Source organism: Thauera sp. WH-2 (assembly GCF_048321015.1).
In the GTDB taxonomy this organism is placed as follows: Bacteria; Pseudomonadota; Gammaproteobacteria; order Burkholderiales; family Rhodocyclaceae; genus Thauera.
In genome coordinates this window covers 119128-140084 of the sequence record NZ_JBLWFG010000006.1, presented here as the reverse complement: position 1 = coordinate 140084, position 20957 = coordinate 119128, and the positions used below count along the sequence as shown (strand labels likewise).

Genomic DNA, 20957 nt, shown 5'->3' with positions numbered 1-20957 from the left:
CCGCATCAGGACGCAGTAGCCTGCTCGTTCAGGTACCCGCGACGCGCCAGTATCAGCACGGTGACCGCGAGCACCACCTCGATCATCCCGATGATGACGAACACGGGGGCGTAGGCCTTGGCCATGAACAGCCCGAAAAACGCGAGCAGGACGCTGCTGATCACGGGGCCTGCGGCGAAGCCGAGCGAGCCCGCCATGTTGAATGCAGCGAGCGCGCTGGCGCGGCAGTCGGTGCCCCCGTACTGGGCCGCAAGCACTAGGGACGGCGCGTACATCAGCGCGGCGATCACGCCACCGACCGCCATCGCGGTGGCGATCGATTCGCCGGGCAGGAAAGCCAGCACGGCGAGGAAGATGCCATACAGGACGCTGCCGGTCACCATCATCAGTAGCGGATCGAGGTGCCGGGACAGGTGGCCGGCGGGGTAGGTCAGCACCGAGAAAGGCACCAGGAAGGCCGCCATCGCCAGACCGATCTGGCGCGCGTCGAAGCCGATCACCAGGCCGAGGTAGAGCGACAGCGTCGATACAATGAAGCCGACGGTGAGCCGGTCGGCAAAGGAGAATGCGAGCGGGATCAGCAACTGCCGGCGCCGGCGCAGGGTTCCGACGATCTCGGCGGCAGCCATGCGAGGGCGAGTGTGGGCGCTGTCGTGCAGACCGATGAGGCCGGCGAGTGCGAGCGCGATCGATAGCGCGCCGCCCGCCAGCGGTACCCACAGTGGATCCAGCCCGCCGACGAAGCCGCCCAATGGCGCGCCTGCTGCCACCCCCAGGCTGATGGAGGCCCCGACTGCGCCCATGCGTGCTCCGAGTCCGGCTTTTCCGGCGTGGTCGGCGCCGAGCGCCATCAGCAGGGACAGCGCAGACATGTGCGCGAAACCCTCGAGAAAGCGAAGGGCGAGCAGCACCCCGTAGTGCTCGGTGTTCGCATATGCCCATGCGATGCCGAGCAGGGTGGCCCCGTTGATCGAGAGCGCCGCGACGGCGAGGCCTTTGCGTCGCCCCAGACGGTCCGAAAGCAGGCCAGCGATCGGCGCGCCAAGGAGTGCGCCGATCATGTTGATCGACATGAAAAGATGGCTGGCGAACTGTCCCAGGCCGGGGAAGCGCTGCGCGGTGAAATCGGGCAGCACGGGCACCATTGCCGTGACCGGAAGCATCAGGCCAAAGAGCAGCAGAAGGGGAAGGTGTTGTGGACCGATCATGCTTGGAAGGCCAGGCGCCTGATGATGCTGGGGCGCGGATTTTCGGGAGAAGGCGATGATACGACGGACTGTGGCGCAAGGATCGGGCTGGGGGCGTACAAGGGCCTGTGTCCCCGGCTGAGGGCGCGCCAGGCGCTCACAGGGCGAAGAAGCGGTGCCGCGTGTCGTCCGGGATCTCCATGCCGGTGTGGCGCGCGCGCTGCAGCAACTCCCAGTAATAGCGGTAGGAGGCGCGGTCGTGCAGTCGGCCCTGGTGCTGGATCGGCCCCCACTCGGCGTCCTGCGCTGCCCCCAGGATTGCTGCGGCTTCAGTCACCTCGGTGAAGTCGGGCTGCATGGCGGCGATGATCGGGAGGATCTGGTTGGGGTGAATGCTCCACATGCGCAGGTAGCCGAACTCGCGCCGTGCGCGCTCGGCGTCGTGGCGGATCACGGCCACGTCCTGGAGTTCGGTGGTGACGTTGTGCGAGGGCACCACGCCATTGGCGAGTGCTGCCGCGGCGATGTCGGCCTTTGCACGCACGATGAGCGGGTGCTCGAACTGTCCCGGACTCTTCATCGCACTGCCCGGGATAGCGCCATGGTGGCCGGAGACGAAGTCCATGAGGCCGAAGTCGAGTGACTCGACGCCGTCGAGTGCCGCGATGTCCCAGGCTTCGCGCAGGGCGCCATGGGTTTCGATCAGCACATGGACGGGCAACGCGCGCTGGAGACCGCACGCAGCTTCGATGCGGCGCAGTTCGTCGATCTGCGCCGCAGCATCGGCGGCCGAGCGCACCTTGGGGATCGTCACGAAGGCCAGGCGGCGGCCAGCACCACCGACCAGGATCTCGAGGTCGCTTTGCCAGTGGCCGTGCGTAATGTCATGGATGCGTGCGCCGACCCGTCCGAAATGGTTGTCTGCGCCATTCACGACCTCGACCACCATGCGTGCGTGCTCGGCTTCGGCCCCCGCGCGCGCGCCGTCCTCGCAGTCGCATGTAATGTCGAACACCGGGCCCAGTTCCTGCTGCAGCTTCAGCGCCTTCAACATCAGCTTCTCGGCGCCGGCGTAGTGGTCCACGGCGGGCAGGGCGGGGAAGGGCTTCTCGCCGGCGAACAGAACCTGGTCCGGGTGTAGCGGCATCGGGGTCTCCTTGGCGGGCAGGCTTCGCGCGTTCTCGGCGCTGCCGGCCACAATGAAAAAAGGGCCACCGGATTCTACCCCGTGGCCCTTTCTCCGTCGCGGCAAGGCGCGGCGGTTGTGCTTACTTGAGCATGTCGGCGACGGCCGCGCGCTCTTCCTCGAGTTCCTTCAGGGTGATGTTGATCTTGCCCTGCGAGTACTCGTCGATCTCCAGGCCCTGGATGATCTTGAACTGGCCGTCCTTGCACTCGCACGGGAAGCCGAACACGACGCCTTCGGGGATGCCGTAGGAGCCGTCGGACGGAACGCCCATGGTGACCCAGTCGTTCGAGCCGAGTACCCAGTCATGCACGTGGTCGATGGCGGCGTTGGCAGCCGATGCCGCCGACGAAAGACCGCGCGCCTCGATGATGGCGGCGCCGCGCTTGCCAACCGTGGGCAGGAACACGTCATTGTTCCAGGCATGGTCGTTGATCAGCGCCTTGACGCTGTCGCCGTTGGACTCGCAAAAGCGGTAGTCGGCGTACATCGAGGGCGAGTGGTTGCCCCACACGACCATCTTCTTCAGCGAGGACACTGCACGGCCGGACTTGGCGGCGAGCTGCGACAGCGCGCGGTTGTGGTCCAGGCGCAGCATGCCGTGGTAGTTGGCCGGGTTGGTGCGGCCGACCTTGATCGCGGCAGCGCGGGCGATGTAGGCGTTGGTGTTGCAGGGGTTGCCCACGACCAGCACGCGCACGTCTTCCTTGGCGTTCTCGGCGATGGCCTTGCCCTGGACGGTGAAGATCGCGCCGTTGGCGGTCAGCAGGTCGGCACGCTCCATGCCGGGGCCGCGCGGGCGGGCGCCGACCAGCAGGCAGACGTCGGCGTCCTTGAAGGCGACGTTGGGGTCGTCGGTGGCGACCATGCCCGCGAGCAGCGGGAAAGCGCAGTCTTCCAGTTCCATCATGACGCCCTTGACGGCCTTCTGGGCCTGGGGCAAATCGAGCAACTGAAGGATGACGGGCTGGTCCTTGCCCAGCATCTCGCCGCTGGCGATACGGAACAGCAGGCTGTAGCCGATCTGGCCGGCAGCGCCGGTGACAGCAACGCGCATGGGGGCTTTGCTCATATGATTACTCCCTCGAGTGAGACGGTCTTGGATGAACTGGAACCTGGCCCGATGCCACCGCGCCGGGCGGTACCTGACTCTGGCGTGACGGAACCCCGACAGGCGCGGGGATACTAAAGACTTGTCCGGAGCATGTCAAATGGCATCTTATGTCTTATATAAGACATAAGACCGAGGATAGACGATTTGGAATTTTTGTGCTCAAATGCGCGCATGTCACACGAATCGCCCACCTTCAGCCCGCTTTACCGACAGATCAAGGCCTTGATTCTTCAGGCGCTTGAGGCGGGTGAGTGGCGTCCGGGTCAGGCAATCCCGAGCGAGCAGGAACTCGCCCAGCGCTTCAGCGTATCGCAGGGCACGGTACGCAAGGCGATTGATGAGATGGCGGCCGACAACCTTCTCGTACGCAAGCAGGGCAAGGGTACGTTCGTTGCGTCGCACAATGATCCGCGCGCGCTGTTCCGCTTCCTGCGTCTGGTGCCGCTGGATGGTGACCTCTCTCATCCGCAGAGCCTTCCTCTCGATTGCTGGCGCGCAAAGGCGGGTCAGGAAGCCTCGCGAATGCTCGCGATCGAGCCCGGCGCGCCGATCATCATCGTGCGCCGCTTGCTGCGCTTCACCAATCGACCGGTGGTGATCGACGAGATCTATCTGCCGGGTGACGTGTTCCAGGGGCTTTCCGCCGAGACCCTGCAGGGCTGGCATGGCTCTCTTTATAGTCTGTTCGAGACCCGCTTCGGTGTGCGCATGCTCCGTGCCCAGGAGCGCATCCGTGCGGTTGCGGCCGATCGCGGCGTGAGCGAGGCACTGCAGGTCGCCGAGGGAACGCCGTTGCTGTCGGTGGAGCGGGTGACTTACACGTATGGCGACAAGCCTGTGGAGTGGCGGCGCGGGCTGTATTCGACGGCAGAGCATTTTTATCTGAACGAATTGAATTGACGTGATCGAGGGTGCCGAGAGGCAGGTCGACGGCGCTATAATTATGGCTTTAACGGAGTCCGCGGCGGGTGTTCGTCGCACATGCAGAGGGGAGTCTTCATGTCAGAAGTGACAGTGCGCAAACAAAGGCCGAAATACCTGGCCTTGAATGAGATCCGGCTGCCGTTGCCGGGCATCGTGTCGATCCTTCATCGGGTTAGCGGCGTGGGCATCTTCCTGATGCTGCCGTTCCTGCTGTATCTGCTGGATCGCAGCCTGGGTTCGCCGGAAACCTTCGAGACCTTCGCCGCGGTGGTCGATAACTGGTTCATCAAGCTCGTGCTGTTCGGCTTGCTCTGGGCGTACCTGCACCACTTCTGTGCCGGCATCCGCTTCCTGATGCTCGACATGCACAAGGGCGTCGATCTCGAGCCTGCCCGCAAGTCTTCGAAAATCGTTCTGGCCGTGAGCCTCACGCTCACTGTGATCATCGGGGTGGTTCTATGGTGAAGCAACGTATTGTCGTCGGCGCGCATTACGGTCTGAAGGACTGGATCGCGCAGCGTGCAACCGCGGTTTACATGGCGGTCTACACGATCATCTTCGCGCTCTGTGCATTCAGTCTGCGTGAGCTGAACTTCGAAGAATGGTCCGGGCTGTTCTCCCATGGCCTGTTCAAATTCCTCAGCTTCCTGTTCTTCCTGTCGGTGTTCTATCACGCGTGGATCGGTGTCCGCGACCTGTGGATGGACTACATCAAGCCGACCGGTGTGCGCCTGGCGCTGCACCTCATCACCATTTTCCTGCTCGTCGGCTATGCCGGCTGGGCTGCCCAGATCCTGTGGAGGCTCTAAGCGTGAACGTCGCGAAGCGTACCTTTGATGCGGTCATCGTGGGCGCCGGCGGTGCCGGCCTGCGTGCGGCCCTGCAACTCTCCGAAGCCGGCCTCAAGACCGCCGTGCTGACCAAGGTCTTTCCGACCCGTTCGCACACCGTCGCCGCCCAGGGTGGTGTGGCGGCCTCGCTCGGCAACTCGACCGAAGACAACTGGCACTGGCACATGTACGACACCGTCAAGGGGTCGGACTGGTTGGGCGACCAGGATGCGATCGAGTTCATGTGCAAGAAGGCGAACGAAGTCGTCATCGAACTCGAGCACTACGGCATGCCGTTCGACCGTACCGACAACGGCAAGATCTATCAGCGCCCGTTCGGTGGCCACTCGATGAACTACGGTCAGGCGCCCGTAATGCGCTCCTGTGCCGCAGCCGACCGTACCGGCCACGCCATGCTGCACGCGCTGTACCAGCGCAACGTGCGCGCGAACACCCAGTTCTTCGTCGAGTGGATGGCGCTCGACCTGATCCGTGACGCCGACGGCGACGTGCTGGGTGTGACCGCGATGGAAATGGAGACCGGTGAGGTCTCGATCTTCCATTCCAAGGCCACCATTTTCGCAACCGGTGGTGCCGGCCGCATCTACCACTCCTCGACCAACGCCTTCATCAACACCGGTGATGGCGTGGGCATGGCGGCGCGCGCCGGCATCCCGCTGGAAGACATGGAGTTCTGGCAGTTCCACCCGACCGGCGTGGCTGGCGCGGGCGTGCTCATCACCGAAGGTGTGCGCGGAGAAGGCGGCATCCTGCGCAACGCCCAGGGCGAGCGCTTCATGGAGCGCTATGCGCCCAACCTGAAGGACCTCGCCTCCCGCGACGTCGTTTCGCGCGCCATGACCACCGAGATCAACGAAGGCCGTGGTTGCGGTCCGGACAAGGATCACGTGCTGCTCGACATCACGCACCTTGCGCCCGACACGATCATGAAGCGTCTGCCCGGAATCCGCGAGATCGCGATTCAGTTCGCCGGCGTCGATCCGATCAAGGCCCCGATCCCGGTCGTGCCGACCTGCCACTATCAGATGGGCGGTATCCCGACCAATTACAAGGGCCAGGTCGTGGTGCCGAAGGACGGCAACCCGAACAGCCCGGTGGCCGGCTTCTACGCCGCCGGCGAGTGCGCCTGCGCCTCGGTGCACGGCGCCAACCGTCTGGGCACCAACTCGCTTCTAGACCTGCTGGTGTTCGGCAAGTCGGCGGGCGAGACGGTGGTCGAGGACTTCCAGTCCGGCCAGCTCAAGCTCAAGCCGCTGCCCGCCGATGCCGCCGACTTCTCGCTGTCGCGTATCGCGCGTCTCGAAGGCCAGGCCAACGGCGAGAGCGTATTCGATGTCGGCGCCGAGATGCGCCGCACGATGCAGAAGCACGCCGGCGTGTTCCGCTTCGACAACCTGCTCAAGGAAGGCGTGCAGAAGATCGGCGAGGTCGCCGAGCGCGCCAAGCGCACCGGCATCCAGGACAAGTCCAAGGTCTGGAACGTCGCCCGCATGGAGGCCCTGGAGCTCGACAACCTGATCGAGGTCGCGCGCGCCACGATGGTTTCGGCCGAAGCCCGCAAGGAGTCGCGTGGCGCCCACGTGCGCGACGATGCACCGGATACGGCGGAGAACCCCAACGGCCGCGATGACGCCAACTGGCTGAAGCACACCCTGTGGTACAGCGAAGGCAATCGCCTCGACTACAAACCGGTGAACCTCAAGCCGCTGTCCGACGACGTCGAGCCGATCGCGCTCGCCAAGCGCACTTATTGATCAGCGTGATGAGCGCACGGGAGAAACATACATGACCAAGCGTACCGTTCAATTCAAGATCTACCGCTACGATCCGGACAAGGACGAGAAGCCCTACATGCAGGACATCTCGGTCGAGCTCGAGGCTTCCGACAAGAAGTTGCTCGACGCCCTGATGCGCCTGCGTGCAAAGGACGACTCGATGTCCTTCCGTCGCTCCTGCCGAGAAGGCGTGTGCGGCTCGGATGCGATGAACATCAACGGCAAGAACGGTCTGGCCTGCCTGACCGACATCGACGACCTGCAGCAGCCGATCACGCTGCGTCCGCTGCCGGGCCTGCCGGTCATCCGCGATCTGATCGTGGACATGACGCAGTTCTTCAAGCAGTACCACTCGATCAAGCCCTACCTGGTCAATAACGACCCGGCGCCCGAGCGCGAGCGTCTGCAGACGCCCGAAGACCGCGAAGAGCTCAACGGCCTGTACGAGTGCATCCTGTGTGCGTGCTGCTCCACGTCCTGCCCGTCGTTCTGGTGGAACCCGGACAAGTTCGTCGGTCCGGCGGGCCTGCTCGCGGCCTACCGCTTCCTGGCCGACACGCGCGACCAGGATACGAATGCACGCCTCGACAACCTCGAGGATCCGTACCGTCTGTTCCGCTGCCACACCATCATGAACTGCGTCGATGTCTGTCCGAAGGGTCTGAACCCGACCCGCGCGATCGGCAAGATCAAGGACATGATGGTTCGCCGCGCGATCTAAGGGCAGGCGAGCGGCATGACCATCAACAGGGGGCGCGTGCGCTGGCAGTGCAGACGGGCGTTGCTTGAGCTCGATCTGGTGTTCACGCGCTTTCTCGAAAAGCATTTCGATCGTCTGACCGACGATCAGGTGGCGGATCTGGACGACCTGCTGCGCTGCGACGACTACGACCTCTGGGCGTGGGTCAATGGCAGCAAGGCATGTGAGAACGACCGCTGGAAGGAGATGATCGGGCTGCTGCGTCAGGGGTGATGCGGCAGCACCGGTCCCACGAGACCAAAGGCAGTTAAACCGGCAAGTAGAAGGGACGATCTATGAGCACTGAACGCACTGCAACCCTTACCGTCGATGGCAAGACCGTCGAATTTCCGGTCATGACCGGCACCCATGGCAATGATGTCATCGACATCCGCACGCTTGGTGCCAAGACCGGCCTCTTCACCTACGACTCCGGCTTCCTCTCCACCGCGAGCTGCAAGTCGAAGATCACCTTCATCGACGGTGACAAGGGCGAACTGCTCTATCGTGGCTTCCCGATCGAACAGCTGGCCGAGAAGTGCAACTTCCTCGAAGTCGCCTACCTGCTCAAGAACGGTGAACTCCCGAACGCGACCCAGAAGACCGCGTTCGAGAACACCATCAAGAACCACACGATGCTGCACGACCAGATGACCAAGTTCTACTCGGGCTTCCGTCGTGACGCACATCCGATGGCGGTCATGGTCGGTGTGGTGGGTGCGCTGTCGGCCTTCTACCACGAGGCGATGGACTTCTCCGACGCCGAGCACCGCAGCGTCTCGATCAACCGTCTGATCGCCAAGCTGCCGACCATCGTTGCAATGGCCTACAAGTACAACAAGGGCGAGCCCTTCATGTACCCGCGCAACGACCTCGACTACACCGCGAACTTCATGCACATGATGTTCGGCACCCCGTGCGAGAAGTACGAGCCGAACCCGGTGCTGGTGCGCGCGCTCGACGTCATCTTCACGCTGCACGCCGACCATGAGCAGAACGCCTCGACCTCGACGGTCCGTCTGGCTGGCTCCTCGGGTGCCAACCCCTTCGCCTGCATCTCGGCCGGTATTGCCTGCCTGTGGGGTCCGGCGCACGGCGGCGCGAACGAGGCCTGCCTGAACATGCTGGAAGAGATCGGCGACGTTTCGCGCGTCGGTGAGTACATCAAGCGTGCCAAGGACAAGAACGACAGCTTCAAGCTGATGGGCTTCGGTCACCGTGTGTACAAGAATTTCGACCCGCGCGCCAAGCTGATGGGCAAGGTCTGCTCCGACGTGCTGGGTGAACTCGGCCTCGAGAACGACCGCCTGTTCAAGCTGGCCAAGGAACTCGAGAAGATCGCGCTGGAAGACGAATACTTCGTCGAGAAGAAGCTCTATCCGAACGTCGACTTCTACTCGGGTATCGTGCAGAAGGCGCTGGGCATCCCGACCTCCATGTTCACCTGCATCTTTGCGCTGGCGCGCACGGTGGGCTGGATCACCCAGTGGGAAGAGATGATCACGGATTCCGAGTACAAGATCGGCCGTCCGCGTCAGCTCTACGTTGGCGCGGCTCGCCGCGACGTGCCGGATCTCGCACAGCGTCCGTAAGAGGCGATGAAGAGGGGAGAGGGGCTTCGCCGACTCTGAGCCTACGGGGTGGCTGCGTGTGCGCGGTCATCCCGTTTTTCCTTCAGGGTGGCATCGAGCAGACCCCCGACACTGCAGCCCCGTCGATCGGGGCAACCGTACATAACAGGTGGCTTTCATCATGATGAAGCAACTCGAACAGACTTCGCACTTGTTCGGCTCCAACGCGCCGTTCATCGAAGAGCAATACGAGAACTATCTTGCCGACCCGGCGTCGGTGTCCGAAGAGTGGCGTGAGTATTTCGACAAGCTGCAGGCCCAAGGGGGCGCTGCGCAGCGTGATGTCGCGCACGGTCCGATCATCGCGGCCTTCGAGCAGATGGCCAAACGTGGCCCGGTACGCACCATCGTGTCGGGCGCCGGTGAGGACAAGCAGCAGGTGTCCGTGCTGCAACTGATCAACGCCTACCGCTTCCTCGGCAACCGCTGGGCGAATCTTGACCCGCTCAAGCGCACCGAGCGTCCGCAGATCGCCGAGCTGGAGCCGTCCTACTACGGCTTCACCGAGGCGGATCTCTCCAAGAACTTCAACGTCGGTTCCTTCCACGGCTTCTCGACCGAGCACGCCAGCCTGCGCGAGATCCTCGAAGCGCTGCGTCAGACTTACTGCAGCTCGATCGGCGCCGAATACATGTACATGACCGACATCGGTCAGAAGCGCTGGATCCAGAGTCGTCTGGAAAGCGTTCGCGGCACCGCGAAGTACTCGGCGGAGATGAAGAAGCGCATCCTCGAGCGGACCACGGCCGCCGAGACCCTGGAGCGTTACCTGCACACCCGCTACGTCGGCCAGAAGCGCTTCTCGCTCGAAGGCGGCGAGTCGACCATCGTGGCGATGGACGAACTGATCCGCGTTGCCGGCAGTCTCGGTGTGGCCGAGACGGTGATCGGCATGGCCCACCGCGGCCGCCTCAACGTACTGGTCAATACCCTTGGCAAATCGCCCTCGATGCTGTTCTCGGAGTTCGAAGGCAAGGCACTGGCCGATCTCACTGCGGGTGACGTCAAGTACCACATGGGCTTCTCGAGCGACGTCATGACGCCGGGCGGCCCGATGCACCTGACGCTCGCGTTCAACCCGTCGCACCTCGAGATCATCAACCCGGTGGTCGAGGGCTCGGTGTATGCGCGCCAGGTGCGCCGTGGCGACACCGCCAAGGGCCAGGTCCTGCCGGTGCTCATCCACGGCGACTCGGCGGTTGCTGGCCAGGGTGTCAACCAGGAGATGCTGAACTTCTCGCAGACCCGTGGCTATGGCACCGGCGGCACGGTGCACCTGGTGGTGAACAACCAGATCGGCTTCACCACCTCCGACCCGCGCGACTACCGCTCCTCGCTGTACTGCACCGACATCTTCAAGATGGTCGAGGCGCCGATCTTCCACGTGAACGGCGACGATCCAGAGGCCGTGGCCTTCGTGACCGCGCTGGCCGTGGAGTTCCGTCAGGAGTTCAAGAAGGACGTCGTGGTCGACATCATCTGCTTCCGCAAGCTCGGCCACAACGAGCAGGATGAGCCGATGGTGACCCAGCCGCTGATGTACCGGACCATCCAGAAGCACCCGGGCACCCGCAAGCTCTACGCCGACCGACTGGTGGCCGAGGGTACGCTGAAGACCGAGGAGCCCGACCAGATGATCGCCGAGTACCGCGAGCACCTGGACAAGGGCGAGCTGCTGTACAACCCGGTGCTGTCCGGTCATAACCGCCAGTTTGCGGTCGACTGGACGCCGTACCTGAAGCAGCCCTACACCGACGAGGCCGATACCAGCATCCCGGTGCAGGAGATCAAGCGTCTGGCCGAGCGTCTGACCGCCGTGCCCGCCAGCTTCACCTTGCACTCGCGCGTCAAGAAGATCATCGACGACCGTGCCGCGATGGGTCGAGGTGACCTGCCGCTCGACTGGGGCATGGGCGAGAACCTCGCCTACGCCAGTCTGCTGGCGCAGGGCTACGGCGTGCGGATCTCCGGTGAGGACGTCGGTCGTGGCACCTTCTTCCACCGCCATGCCGTGTTGCACGACCAGAAGCGCGAGCGTTGGGACGAGGGCAACTACAAGCCGCTCGACCACATCCAGGACGGCCAGGCGCGCTTCCAGTGCTTCGACTCAGTGCTGTCCGAAGAAGGCGTGCTTGCCTTCGAATACGGCTATTCCACCACCGAACCGAATGAGCTCGTGGTGTGGGAAGCCCAGTTCGGCGACTTCGTGAACGGTGCCCAGGTGGTGCTCGACCAGTTCATCAGCTCCGGCGAGGCGAAGTGGGGCCGTCTGTGCGGCTTGACGCTGATGCTGCCGCACGGCTACGAAGGACAGGGGCCCGAGCACTCGTCGGCGCGTCTCGAGCGTTACATGAACAACGCCGCGGAGCACAACTGGCAGATCTGCGTGCCGACCACGCCGGCGCAGATCTTCCACCTGCTACGTCGCCAGATGCTGCGCAAGCTGCGCAAGCCGCTGATCATCATCACGCCGAAGTCGCTGCTGCGTCACAAGGAAGCGATCTCGTCGATGGACGAGCTCGCCAGCGGCCGTTTCCAGACGGTGATTCCCGAGGTCGAGCAGCTCGACGCCAAGAAGGTCAAGCGTGTCGTGCTCTGCCAGGGCAAGATCTACTACGAACTGCTGGCGCATCGTCGCGAGAACAAGATCACCGACACCGCGCTGGTGCGTATCGAGCAGCTGTATCCCTTCCCGGTGGAGGAGTTCACCAAGGCGATCAACCAGTTCCCGAACGCCAAGGAAGTGGTCTGGTGCCAGGAAGAGCCTCGCAACCAAGGGGCGTGGTACTGGCTCGCCTCGCGTCAGCACCTGGTCAACGTGCTCGGCACCAAGCGCCGTCTGCTGCTCGTCAGCCGTCCGGCTGCGGCGTCGCCGGCCGTGGGCTATTACGCCGTGCATAATGCACAACAGAAGGGCGTCATCGAAAACGCCTTCGGTCCGATCAAGGACACCACGCCGCAGTCCCCGAACTGAACGCACACCTAGGGAGAGATATTCATGCTGATCGAAGTCAAAGTACCGCAGCTGTCCGAGTCCGTTTCCGAGGCCACGCTGGTCACCTGGCACAAGAAGGAAGGCGAGGCCGTCTCGCGCGACGAGAACCTGATCGACATCGAGACCGACAAGGTCGTGCTCGAGACCCCCGCGCCGGCCGACGGCGTGCTGGTCAAGATCATCAAGCAGGGCGGTGACACCGTCGCGTCGGGCGAGTTGATCGCCCAGATCGACACCGAAGCCAAGGCCGCCGCCGGTGCAGCGCCGGCCGCCGAGCCGGCCCCGGCGGTCACTCCGCCGCCGGCTGCTGCGGCCTCGTCGGCTGCCGGCGCCGCCAGCCCGGCCGCGCGCAAGATCCTCGACGAGAAGGGCATCGCTTCCGCGGACGTGGCCGGTACCGGCCGTGGCGGGCGCGTGACCAAGGAAGACGCGGTTGCGGCGCAGTCCAAGCCTGCTGCCGCTGCAGCGCCGGCCGTGATCGCGGCCGTTGGTGACCGTGCCGAAGAGCGCGTGCCGATGACCCGCCTGCGTGCCCGTATCGCCGAGCGCCTGCTCCAGTCGAAGAACGAGAACGCCATCCTGACCACGTTCAATGAAGTGAACATGGCGCCGGTCATGGCTCTGCGCAAGCAGTACGGAGACAAGTTCGAGAAGGCCCACGGCGTGCGCCTGGGCTTCATGGGCTTCTTCGTCAAGGCCGCCGTGGCCGCGCTGAAGAAGTTCCCGATCCTGAACGCCTCGGTCGATGGCAACGACATCGTCTACCACGGCTACATCGACATCGGCATCGCAGTCGGTTCGCCGCGCGGCCTGGTGGTGCCGATCCTGCGCAACGCCGAGTCCATGTCGATCGCCGAGATCGAGCTCAAGATCGCCGAGTTCGGCCAGAAGGCCAAGGACGGCAAGCTGTCGCTGGAAGAACTGTCCGGCGGCACCTTCTCGATCTCCAATGGCGGTGTGTTCGGCTCGATGATGTCCACCCCGATCATCAACCCGCCGCAGTCGGCCATCCTGGGCATCCACGCCACCAAGGACCGTGCCGTGGTCGAGAACGGGCAGGTCGTCGTGCGCCCGATCAACTACCTCGCCATGTCCTACGACCACCGCATCATCGACGGTCGTGAGGCCGTGCTCGGCCTGGTGACGATGAAGGAAGCGCTGGAAGATCCGGCTCGCCTGATCCTCGACGTCTGATCACAACGCACAGGGGCGCGTCACGCCGCCGGGCTTCTCGCCCGCGCGGCGGGGCAGCGCCCCGTTTTCCTGAAGGGAGAGATGAATGTCCAAAGAATTCGACGTCCTCGTCATCGGCGGCGGCCCCGGCGGCTATGTCGCGGCCATCCGTGCGGCGCAGCTCGGCTTCAAGACCGCGTGCTGCGAATCCAACCCCTATGCCGACCCCAAGGGTGAGCCCCGCCTCGGCGGCACCTGCCTGAACGTCGGCTGCATCCCGTCCAAGGCGCTGCTGCACACCTCGCACCTGTTCGAGGAAGCCGGCCACGCCTTCGAAGGCCAGGGCATCAGCGTCGGCACGCCCAAGATCGACGTGCCCAAGATGATCGCGCGCAAGTCGGGCATCGTCGACCAGCTCACCGGCGGCATCAAGGGCCTGTTCAAGAAGAACAAGGTCACCCTGCTCAACGGCCATGGTTCGTTCGTCGGCAAGGCGGACGCGGGCTGGCAGCTCAAGGTGGGCGACGAGACCGTGACCGCGAAGCAGGTCATCGTCGCCACCGGCTCGGCCCCGCGCCACCTGCCGGGCATTCCGGTCGACAACAAGATCGTGTGTGACAACGTCGGTGCGCTCGACATCGACGCGGTGCCGAAGAAGCTCGCCGTGATTGGTGCCGGCGTCATCGGTCTGGAGATGGGCTCGGTGTGGCGCCGCGTGGGTGCGGATGTCACCGTGCTCGAAGCCATGCCCGACTTCCTCGCGGCGGCGGACCAGGACGTGGCCAAGGAAGCGCTCAAGGTCTTCACCAAGCAGGGCCTCAAGATCAACCTCGGCGTCACCATCGGTGAGGTCAAGATCGGCAAGAAGGGCGTCATCATCGCCTACAAGGACAAGGACGGTGCCGACCAGAAGCTGGAAGCCGACCGCCTGATCGTGTCGGTGGGCCGCGTGCCCAACACCGAAGGCCTGAACCCCGAGGCGGTCGGTCTCAAGGTGACCGAGCGCGGCATGATCGAGGTCGATGACCACTGCCGTACCAACCTGCCCGGTGTGTGGGCGGTGGGTGACGTGGTGCGCGGCCCGATGCTGGCGCACAAGGCGATGGAAGAGGCCGTCATGGTTGCCGAACTGATGGCAGGTCAGGCCGGGCACTGCAATTTCGACACCGTGCCCTGGGTCATCTACACCAGCCCCGAAATCGCCTGGGTCGGCAAGACCGAGCAGCAACTCAAGGCCGCCGGCGTGGCGTACAAGGTCGGCAAGATCCCGTTCCTCGCCAACGGTCGCGCGCTTGGCATGGGCGATCCTACCGGCTTCGTCAAGATGCTGGCCGACGCCAACACCGACCGCATCCTCGGCGTGCACATCATCGGTGCCAACGCTTCGGAGCTGATCTCCGAAGCCGTGGTGGCGATGGAGTTCGCCGGCTGCTCGGAAGACCTCGCGCGCATCTGCCACGCCCACCCGACCCTGTCGGAAGTGGTGCACGAGGCCGCGCTCGCTTGCGACAAGCGCCCGCTGCACTTCTGAGCGAAGCGCAAGGCGTGAGGGGTGAGGTGCGGGGTCTCTCGCACCCACCCCTTTTCGCGTCAACCTGCTGCTCTCCGATCAACGCTTCTGACCGATTCTCATGCCCCATCGCATCCTGAACGTTCCCCAGCACGGGATGATCGACGCCTACGAGGCCCAGCTCAAGACGCGCGGCTTCCAGTCCGACCCCGCCCAGCGCGCCGCCGCCCAGCGCCTGCAGGGGCTGTACACCGAACTCGTCGGCTTCAAGGTCGCCCGCCAGGGCAGCCGCCTGAAGCAGTTCCTGAACAAGCCGAAGATGCCGCGCAGCGTGTATTTCTGGGGTGGCGTGGGCCGCGGCAAGAGTTTCCTGATGGACTGCTTCTACGACTCGGTGCCATATCGCCGCAAGCGCCGGGTGCACTTCCACGCCTTCATGCAGGAGGTGCAGAACGACCTGCGCAAGTTCAACAACGCGCCCGATCCGCTGCAGAAGGTCGCCGACCGTATCGCCGAGCACACCCGCCTGTTGTGCTTCGACGAGTTCCACGTGTCCGACATCGCCGACGCGATGATCCTGGGGCGTCTGCTCGACGCGCTCTTCGACCGCGGCGTGATTTTCGTGATGACCTCGAACTATCCGCCCGACGGCCTCTATCCCAACGGCCTGATGCGCATCAACTTCCTGCCCACGATCGAGAAGATCAAACAGCGCTTCGACGTCATCGAGGTCGACCACGGCACCGACTACCGCCTGCGCACGCTGGAGAAGATGGAGATCTACCTGGTCCCGCACAGCACCGCGGCCGAGGCCAAGATGGCGGAGGACTTCCGCCGCCTCGCCGCCACCGAGGGCCGGCCGGGCCAGATCGAGATCCTGGGTCGCAGCCTTCCGGTGGTGCGGCATGCTCCGGGGGTGATCTGGTTCGACTTCGCCACGCTGTGCGGCGGACCGCGCTCGCAGAACGACTATCTGGAGATCGCGCGCGAGCATCACACGTTGATCCTCTCCGACGTGCCGAAGATGCTTGTTGGCAACGCCTCCGAGGCACGCCGCTTCACTTGGCTGATCGACGTGCTCTACGACCATCGCGTCAAGCTCATCATGAGTGCCGCCGTCGAGGCTCACGACCTCTACACCGAAGGCCACAACGCTCACGAGTTCGTGCGCACGGTCAGTCGCCTGATCGAGATGCGCACCCGCGACTACCTGGCCGAGGCGCACCGGACGGAGTGAGGCGGGCCTCATCGCACGCATGGGGCTCGGGAGCCGGCGCGCGGCAGAGGGGCGTCGGCCTGTCGAGCCACCTCGGTCGCGTGTTACAATTGCGCAAATATAAATGACCGCCGTAACAGGCGGTCTGCTTTTTCTGGCTGCCAATGCGGCCGGCCGGCGGCCTGGCGCATTCTCGCAAGCGCCGCCTGCGACGGCCTTGTGGGCGCTGATCCGACGCCCGAACCGCAGGCCTTTTCGGGCAAGCGCCGGTTCTGACAATCCCGACTTCAAGGAGCCCAGCTGTGACGCAAAAGCTCACGGCCTTCCTCGCGTTCGTCTTCGCGATCGTGATGGGGGCCATCAACCCCACGACCAGCCATGCGGCCGACCCGGCGGCAGCAACGAGCGCCGAGCAGGCGGGCCATCAGCGGCTCGCCGACCTGCTGGAAGACGAAGCCACCCGCAACGCCCTCATCGAACAGCTGCGCAAGCTCGGTGAGGACCAGGCTGCCGAGGCCATCGCAGGCGAGCAGGGTGCGCAGACGCTGGCCGGCCGTGTCGCCGGTCTGACGCAACAGCTCGCCCAGGGGATCGTCGACGAAAGCCGCACCGCCGTGGCTGCGCTGCAGGACGCCTGGGCGCAGGCGAGAGCGGCCGATCCGCAAGCCCTGCTGTGGGTGCTTGGGGAACTCGTGGTGCTCGTGGTCGTGACGCTCGTTGCCTACCGGATCCTGGGCGCCGCGGCCGGCCCCGCCTTTCGTGCGCTCGATCGCTACGGTGCGGGCGGCGAGGGCTTGCGCGCCCTGGGCTGGATTCGTCGCGTGTTTGCGGTGGCCGGCGCGGCCCTGGTCGATCTCATTGCCATCGGGCTTGCCTGGCTTGCGGGCTACGGCGTTGCGCTCTTCCTGCTCGGCGAGCCGGGCAGCCTGCGCATCCAGGAGTCGCTGTTCCTCAATGCCTTCCTCGCGGTGGAGCTCGTTCGCCTGGTGATACGCCTGCTGCTGTCGCAGCGTGGCGACAACCTGGGTGTTCTTCCGATGAGTGGCGAGAACAAGGCCTACTGGGCGACCTGGGCCGGGCGCATGGTGTATTTCCTCGGCTATGGACTGATGTGGCTGGTGCCGGTGGTGGAGCACTATCTCACCGCCGAGCTGGGGCGTGCGCTCGTGATCCTGATCCTGCTCTCGGCAGTGCTGCGTGCGGCGGTGGTGGTGATGCAGAACCGCCAGCGCGGCCGCCTCGCCCTCGAGGCGCTCGGCGAACGCATGCAGACCTCTTTCGGGCGCATCAGCATGACGATCAGCGCGCGCATCTGGCATGTCGCCGCACTCGTGTATCTGGGCGCAGTGCTGGTCACCTCGCTGCTGTATCCGAAGGATGCCTTGCCCTTCATGCTGCGCGCGACCGGCCAGACCTTGCTCGCGGTGTTCATCGGCATCGCGCTGGCGGCGCTGCTCACCCAGGTGATCCTGCGTCGCATCCGCATCGGCGACGAACTGCGGCGCAAGTTCCCGCTCCTGGAGGCGCGGCTGAACGCCTATGTACCGACGGCGCTGAAGGTCGCCCGCTTCGTGATCCTGGCCGTGGTGCTGGCCTTCGTCGTGGACGCGTGGACGCCTTTTGATTTCGGTGCGTGGCTCGCTTCGGAGGCAGGCGGTCGCTTCGTCGGCCGGGTGGTGTCGGTCGCGCTGATCGTGGCGCTCGCGCTGCTCGTGTGGCTGGTGGTGGCGAGCTGGATCGAGTTCAGGCTCAGCGCTGAGGCAGGGGGGGCGTCGAACCCGCGCGCGCGGACCTTGCTGACCATCTTCCGCAATGCGGTGGCGATCGCGCTCGTGGTGCTCACGACCATGGTGGTGCTGGCCGAGATCGGTATCAACATTGCGCCGCTGCTTGCCGGTGCCGGCGTGCTGGGCCTTGCGATCGGCTTCGGTGCACAGAAGCTGGTGCAGGACGTCATCACCGGCGTGTTCATCCAGCTCGAGCGTGCGATCGATGTGGGCGATGTCGTCACTGCAGGCGGCATCACCGGCACCGTCGAGCGCATGACCATCCGCTCCATCGGCATGCGCGACCTGCATGGCACCTACCACCTGCTGCCGTTCTCGTCGGTCGACATGGTGTCGAACTACAACCGCGACTTCGCCTACCACGTCGGCGAATATGGGATCGGCTACCGTGAAGATACCGACGAAGCCATCGTTCATCTGCGCGCAGCCTTCGCCGAACTGCTCGAGGATCCGGCACAGTGCGACGTGATCCTGGACCGTCAACTCGAAGTGCACGGCGTGACCGCGCTGGCAGACAGCTCGGTGAATATCCGCGTGCGCATCAAGACCCGCGCGGGTTCTCAGTTCCCGGTGGGCCGCGCCTACAACCGCCTGGTCAAGCGCCACTTTGACGCGGCGGGCATCGAGATCCCGTATCCGCACATGACGCTCTACTTCGGCGAGGACAAGCAGGGCAAGGCGCCCCCGGCAAATCTGCGCGTGCTTAACGGCACGCTGGCGGGCGAGATTACGCAGGAGCGATCGTGAGCTAGGCGAGAGGACAGGACCTCGATCGCGTCGCTGGCCGGTCGGGATGCTGCATCCAGCGCACGGAGGCTTGATGATGAAGGGATGTCCCGCTTCCCGCTGAGCGCGGGGCTCCGAGCGCTATACTCTCGGGTTTTCACGCTCTTGCATCATGTCCGACCCCACTCCGATCTTTGCCGCCGACGGTCCGCTTGCCACTGCCATCCCCGGCTTCCGCGCCCGTGCGCAGCAGATCGAGATGGCGCAGAAGATCGCCGAGGCGCTGCGCGACAACCGCGTGCTGGTGGCGGAGGCGGGGACGGGTACGGGCAAGACCTTCGCCTACCTGGTGCCCGCCCTGCTCGGTGGTGGAAAGGTCATCGTCTCCACCGGCACCAAGACCCTGCAGGATCAGCTCTTCAACCGCGACCTCCCCACGGTGCGCGCGGCGCTCAAGGTGCCGGTGTCGATCGCGCTGCTGAAGGGCCGCGCCAACTACGTCTGCCATTACCACCTCGAGCGCAACGCCCGGGACGGCCGCTTCCTCACCGCGCAGGATGCCGCCGACCTGCGCGCCATCGGCCGCTTCGCCCAGGTCACGCAGAGTGGCGACAAGGCCGAATGCACCGATGTGCGCGAGGACTCGCTGGCCTGGCTCGCTGCCACCTCGACGCGCGACAACTGCCTCGGCCAGGACTGCCCGCACAAGGAAGAGTGCTTCGTGATGCAGGCGCGGCGCAACGCGATGGAGGCCGACGTGGTGGTGGTCAATCACCATCTCTTCTTCGCCGACGTGATGTTGCGCGATGAGGGCATGGGCGAACTGCTGCCGGCGTGCAACGCGGTGATCTTCGACGAGGCCCACCAGCTGCCCGAAACCGCGAGCCTGTTCTTCGGCGACAGCGTATCCACCGCCCAGGTGCTGGAACTGGCCCGTGACACGCGTTCCGAGACGGTGGCGGCGGCGCGCGACTGCGTGGCGATGATCGACCAGACCCGCAACCTGGAGAAGGCCGCGCGCGACCTGCGACTGGTGTTTGGCGCCGAGTCTGCGCGCATCTCGGCCGCGCAGGCTGCCGAGCAAGAGCACTTCGACGCCATGGTCGAGGCGCTGGAGAAGGCGCTGGCGGACTTCCATGCGGTGCTCGACACCCAGGCCGAACGCTCCGAGGGCCTGGGCAACTGCCTGCGCCGCACCGAGGAGATGGCCGAACGGCTGACGAGCTGGCGCAAGCCGGAAGGCAGGGAGGTGATCCGCTGGGTCGAGGTCTTCTCCCAGTCGCTTGCGCTTAACGCGACCCCCCTGCACGTATCCGACGTGTTCAAGCGCCAGCTCGAAGGTCACCCGCGGGCGTGGATTTTCACCTCGGCGACGCTGGCGGTGGGCAAGGCCGACTTCGGCCACTATTGTCGCGAGCTGGGTCTGGCCTGGATGGATCCGCCGCCGCTCACCGCGGTGTGGGGCAGTCCCTTCGACTATGCGGAGCAGGCCCTGTTGTATGCCCCTGCCGGAATGCCCGAGCCGAACTCGCCCGACTACACCGAGCGCGTGGCGAAGGTCGCGCTGCCACTGATTCGCGCGGCGCGCGGGCGCGCCTTCGTGCTGTGCACATCGCTGCGCGCGATGCGCCGTATCCACGAGCTCATCCTCGATGGCCTGCAGCAGCGTGGCGACGCGCTGCCGGTGCTGCTGCAGGGCGAGGGTTCGCGCACCGAGCTGCTCGAACGCTTCCGCCGCCTGGGCAATGCGGTACTGGTGGCGAGCCAGAGCTTCTGGGAGGGTGTGGACGTGCCGGGTGATGCGCTGTCACTGGTCGTGATCGACAAGCTGCCCTTCGCGCCGCCCGACGATCCGGTGCTCGCTGCGCGCGTCGAGCACATGCAGAAGCAGGGTCTGAGTCCCTTCGTACACCACCAGTTGCCGAAGACCGTGATCAACATGAAGCAGGGCGCCGGACGGCTGATCCGCACCGAGCGCGACCGCGGCGTGCTGTGCATTTGCGATCCGCGCATGATCGAGAAATCCTACGGCAAGGTCGTGTGGCGCAGCCTGCCGCCGATGCGGCGCACGCGCGCCGAAGCCGATGCGGTCGCGTTCCTCGAGAAGCTGCCGCCGCCCCGGGAGGGCGACTGAGCGGGGTCA

The 20957-nt window shown here is 64.9% G+C and carries 16 protein-coding genes; 13 read left to right on the top strand and 3 right to left on the bottom strand.

Translation table 11 applies throughout. The features are described 5' to 3' along the window. Positions 1–5 precede the first annotated feature (5 nt). The 3 genes from ACNKW1_RS11685 to ACNKW1_RS11675 form a co-directional block, all read right to left on the bottom strand. Positions 6–1208: an MFS transporter gene (locus ACNKW1_RS11685; RefSeq protein WP_418364766.1), complete on the bottom strand. Its 1203-nt coding sequence runs from the start codon at positions 1206–1208 to the stop codon at positions 6–8. 136 nt (positions 1209–1344) lie between these two features. Continuing rightward, positions 1345–2334: an HpcH/HpaI aldolase/citrate lyase family protein gene (locus ACNKW1_RS11680; RefSeq protein WP_418364765.1), complete on the bottom strand. Its 990-nt coding sequence runs from the start codon at positions 2332–2334 to the stop codon at positions 1345–1347. Positions 2335–2455: 121 nt separating this feature from the next. Continuing rightward, the gene (locus ACNKW1_RS11675) at positions 2456–3445 is read right to left on the bottom strand and encodes a malate dehydrogenase (protein ID WP_418364764.1); all 990 of its coding nucleotides are present in this window, start codon (positions 3443–3445) and stop codon (positions 2456–2458) included. Positions 3446–3658: 213 nt separating this feature from the next. On the opposite strand from ACNKW1_RS11675, the gene ACNKW1_RS11670 reads away from it, so the two are divergent. The 13 genes from ACNKW1_RS11670 (at position 3659) to ACNKW1_RS11610 (ending at position 20948) form a co-directional block, all read left to right on the top strand. Next, positions 3659–4387, top strand: a complete 729-nt coding sequence (locus tag ACNKW1_RS11670; RefSeq protein ID WP_418364763.1) for a GntR family transcriptional regulator — start codon at positions 3659–3661, stop codon at positions 4385–4387. 99 nt (positions 4388–4486) lie between these two features. Next, positions 4487–4876: a succinate dehydrogenase, cytochrome b556 subunit gene (sdhC, locus tag ACNKW1_RS11665; protein ID WP_418364762.1), complete on the top strand. Its 390-nt coding sequence runs from the start codon at positions 4487–4489 to the stop codon at positions 4874–4876. Beyond that, positions 4870–5220: a succinate dehydrogenase, hydrophobic membrane anchor protein gene (gene sdhD, locus ACNKW1_RS11660; protein ID WP_418364761.1), complete on the top strand. Its 351-nt coding sequence runs from the start codon at positions 4870–4872 to the stop codon at positions 5218–5220. Before sdhC ends, sdhD begins: the two co-directional genes overlap by 7 nt. Positions 5221–5222: 2 nt before the next feature. Continuing rightward, positions 5223–7016, top strand: a complete 1794-nt coding sequence (gene sdhA, locus ACNKW1_RS11655) for a succinate dehydrogenase flavoprotein subunit (RefSeq protein ID WP_418364760.1) — start codon at positions 5223–5225, stop codon at positions 7014–7016. A 31-nt stretch (positions 7017–7047) separates the two neighbouring features. Beyond that, a complete protein-coding gene (locus ACNKW1_RS11650; protein ID WP_418364759.1) occupies positions 7048–7758 on the top strand; it encodes a succinate dehydrogenase iron-sulfur subunit in 711 nt (236 codons plus the stop codon). A gap of 15 nt (positions 7759–7773) precedes the next feature. Further along, positions 7774–8010, top strand: coding sequence for a succinate dehydrogenase assembly factor 2 (locus tag ACNKW1_RS11645; protein ID WP_418364758.1), 237 nt, complete (start codon positions 7774–7776; stop codon positions 8008–8010). A gap of 62 nt (positions 8011–8072) precedes the next feature. Further along, positions 8073–9368 carry a citrate synthase gene (gene gltA, locus ACNKW1_RS11640; RefSeq protein ID WP_418364757.1) on the top strand — a complete coding sequence of 432 codons (1296 nt, stop codon included), beginning with the start codon at positions 8073–8075 and terminating at the stop codon, positions 9366–9368. A 160-nt stretch (positions 9369–9528) separates the two neighbouring features. Beyond that, positions 9529–12381: a 2-oxoglutarate dehydrogenase E1 component gene (locus ACNKW1_RS11635; RefSeq protein ID WP_418364756.1), complete on the top strand. Its 2853-nt coding sequence runs from the start codon at positions 9529–9531 to the stop codon at positions 12379–12381. Positions 12382–12405: 24 nt separating this feature from the next. Continuing rightward, on the top strand, positions 12406–13596 hold the full coding sequence (gene odhB, locus ACNKW1_RS11630; RefSeq protein WP_418364755.1) for a 2-oxoglutarate dehydrogenase complex dihydrolipoyllysine-residue succinyltransferase: 1191 nt from the start codon (positions 12406–12408) through the stop codon (positions 13594–13596). An 85-nt stretch (positions 13597–13681) separates the two neighbouring features. After that, positions 13682–15106 (top strand): dihydrolipoyl dehydrogenase, encoded by a 1425-nt coding sequence (lpdA, locus tag ACNKW1_RS11625; RefSeq protein ID WP_418364754.1) that lies wholly within the window; start codon positions 13682–13684, stop codon positions 15104–15106. 100 nt (positions 15107–15206) lie between these two features. Continuing rightward, complete coding sequence (gene zapE / locus ACNKW1_RS11620) at positions 15207–16322, top strand: cell division protein ZapE (RefSeq protein ID WP_418364753.1); 1116 nt, start codon at positions 15207–15209, stop codon at positions 16320–16322. Positions 16323–16603: 281 nt separating this feature from the next. Beyond that, a complete protein-coding gene (locus tag ACNKW1_RS11615; RefSeq protein ID WP_418364752.1) occupies positions 16604–18835 on the top strand; it encodes a mechanosensitive ion channel domain-containing protein in 2232 nt (743 codons plus the stop codon). A 151-nt stretch (positions 18836–18986) separates the two neighbouring features. Next, positions 18987–20948 carry an ATP-dependent DNA helicase gene (locus tag ACNKW1_RS11610; protein WP_418364751.1) on the top strand — a complete coding sequence of 654 codons (1962 nt, stop codon included), beginning with the start codon at positions 18987–18989 and terminating at the stop codon, positions 20946–20948. Positions 20949–20957 lie beyond the last annotated feature (9 nt).

What these genes read in the sequence shown, in the direction of transcription:
- ACNKW1_RS11685 (WP_418364766.1), bottom strand. Translation starts at nt 1,208, where the DNA reads ATGATCGGTCCACAACACCTTCCCCTTCTGCTGCTCTTTGGCCTGATG.
- ACNKW1_RS11680 (WP_418364765.1), bottom strand. Translation starts at nt 2,334, where the DNA reads ATGCCGCTACACCCGGACCAGGTTCTGTTCGCCGGCGAGAAGCCCTTC.
- ACNKW1_RS11675 (WP_418364764.1), bottom strand. Translation starts at nt 3,445, where the DNA reads ATGAGCAAAGCCCCCATGCGCGTTGCTGTCACCGGCGCTGCCGGCCAG.
- ACNKW1_RS11670 (WP_418364763.1), top strand. Translation starts at nt 3,659, where the DNA reads ATGTCACACGAATCGCCCACCTTCAGCCCGCTTTACCGACAGATCAAG.
- sdhC (WP_418364762.1), top strand. Translation starts at nt 4,487, where the DNA reads ATGTCAGAAGTGACAGTGCGCAAACAAAGGCCGAAATACCTGGCCTTG.
- sdhD (WP_418364761.1), top strand. Translation starts at nt 4,870, where the DNA reads ATGGTGAAGCAACGTATTGTCGTCGGCGCGCATTACGGTCTGAAGGAC.
- ACNKW1_RS11650 (WP_418364759.1), top strand. Translation starts at nt 7,048, where the DNA reads ATGACCAAGCGTACCGTTCAATTCAAGATCTACCGCTACGATCCGGAC.
- ACNKW1_RS11645 (WP_418364758.1), top strand. Translation starts at nt 7,774, where the DNA reads ATGACCATCAACAGGGGGCGCGTGCGCTGGCAGTGCAGACGGGCGTTG.
- gltA (WP_418364757.1), top strand. Translation starts at nt 8,073, where the DNA reads ATGAGCACTGAACGCACTGCAACCCTTACCGTCGATGGCAAGACCGTC.
- ACNKW1_RS11635 (WP_418364756.1), top strand. Translation starts at nt 9,529, where the DNA reads ATGATGAAGCAACTCGAACAGACTTCGCACTTGTTCGGCTCCAACGCG.
- odhB (WP_418364755.1), top strand. Translation starts at nt 12,406, where the DNA reads ATGCTGATCGAAGTCAAAGTACCGCAGCTGTCCGAGTCCGTTTCCGAG.
- lpdA (WP_418364754.1), top strand. Translation starts at nt 13,682, where the DNA reads ATGTCCAAAGAATTCGACGTCCTCGTCATCGGCGGCGGCCCCGGCGGC.
- zapE (WP_418364753.1), top strand. Translation starts at nt 15,207, where the DNA reads ATGCCCCATCGCATCCTGAACGTTCCCCAGCACGGGATGATCGACGCC.
- ACNKW1_RS11610 (WP_418364751.1), top strand. Translation starts at nt 18,987, where the DNA reads ATGTCCGACCCCACTCCGATCTTTGCCGCCGACGGTCCGCTTGCCACT.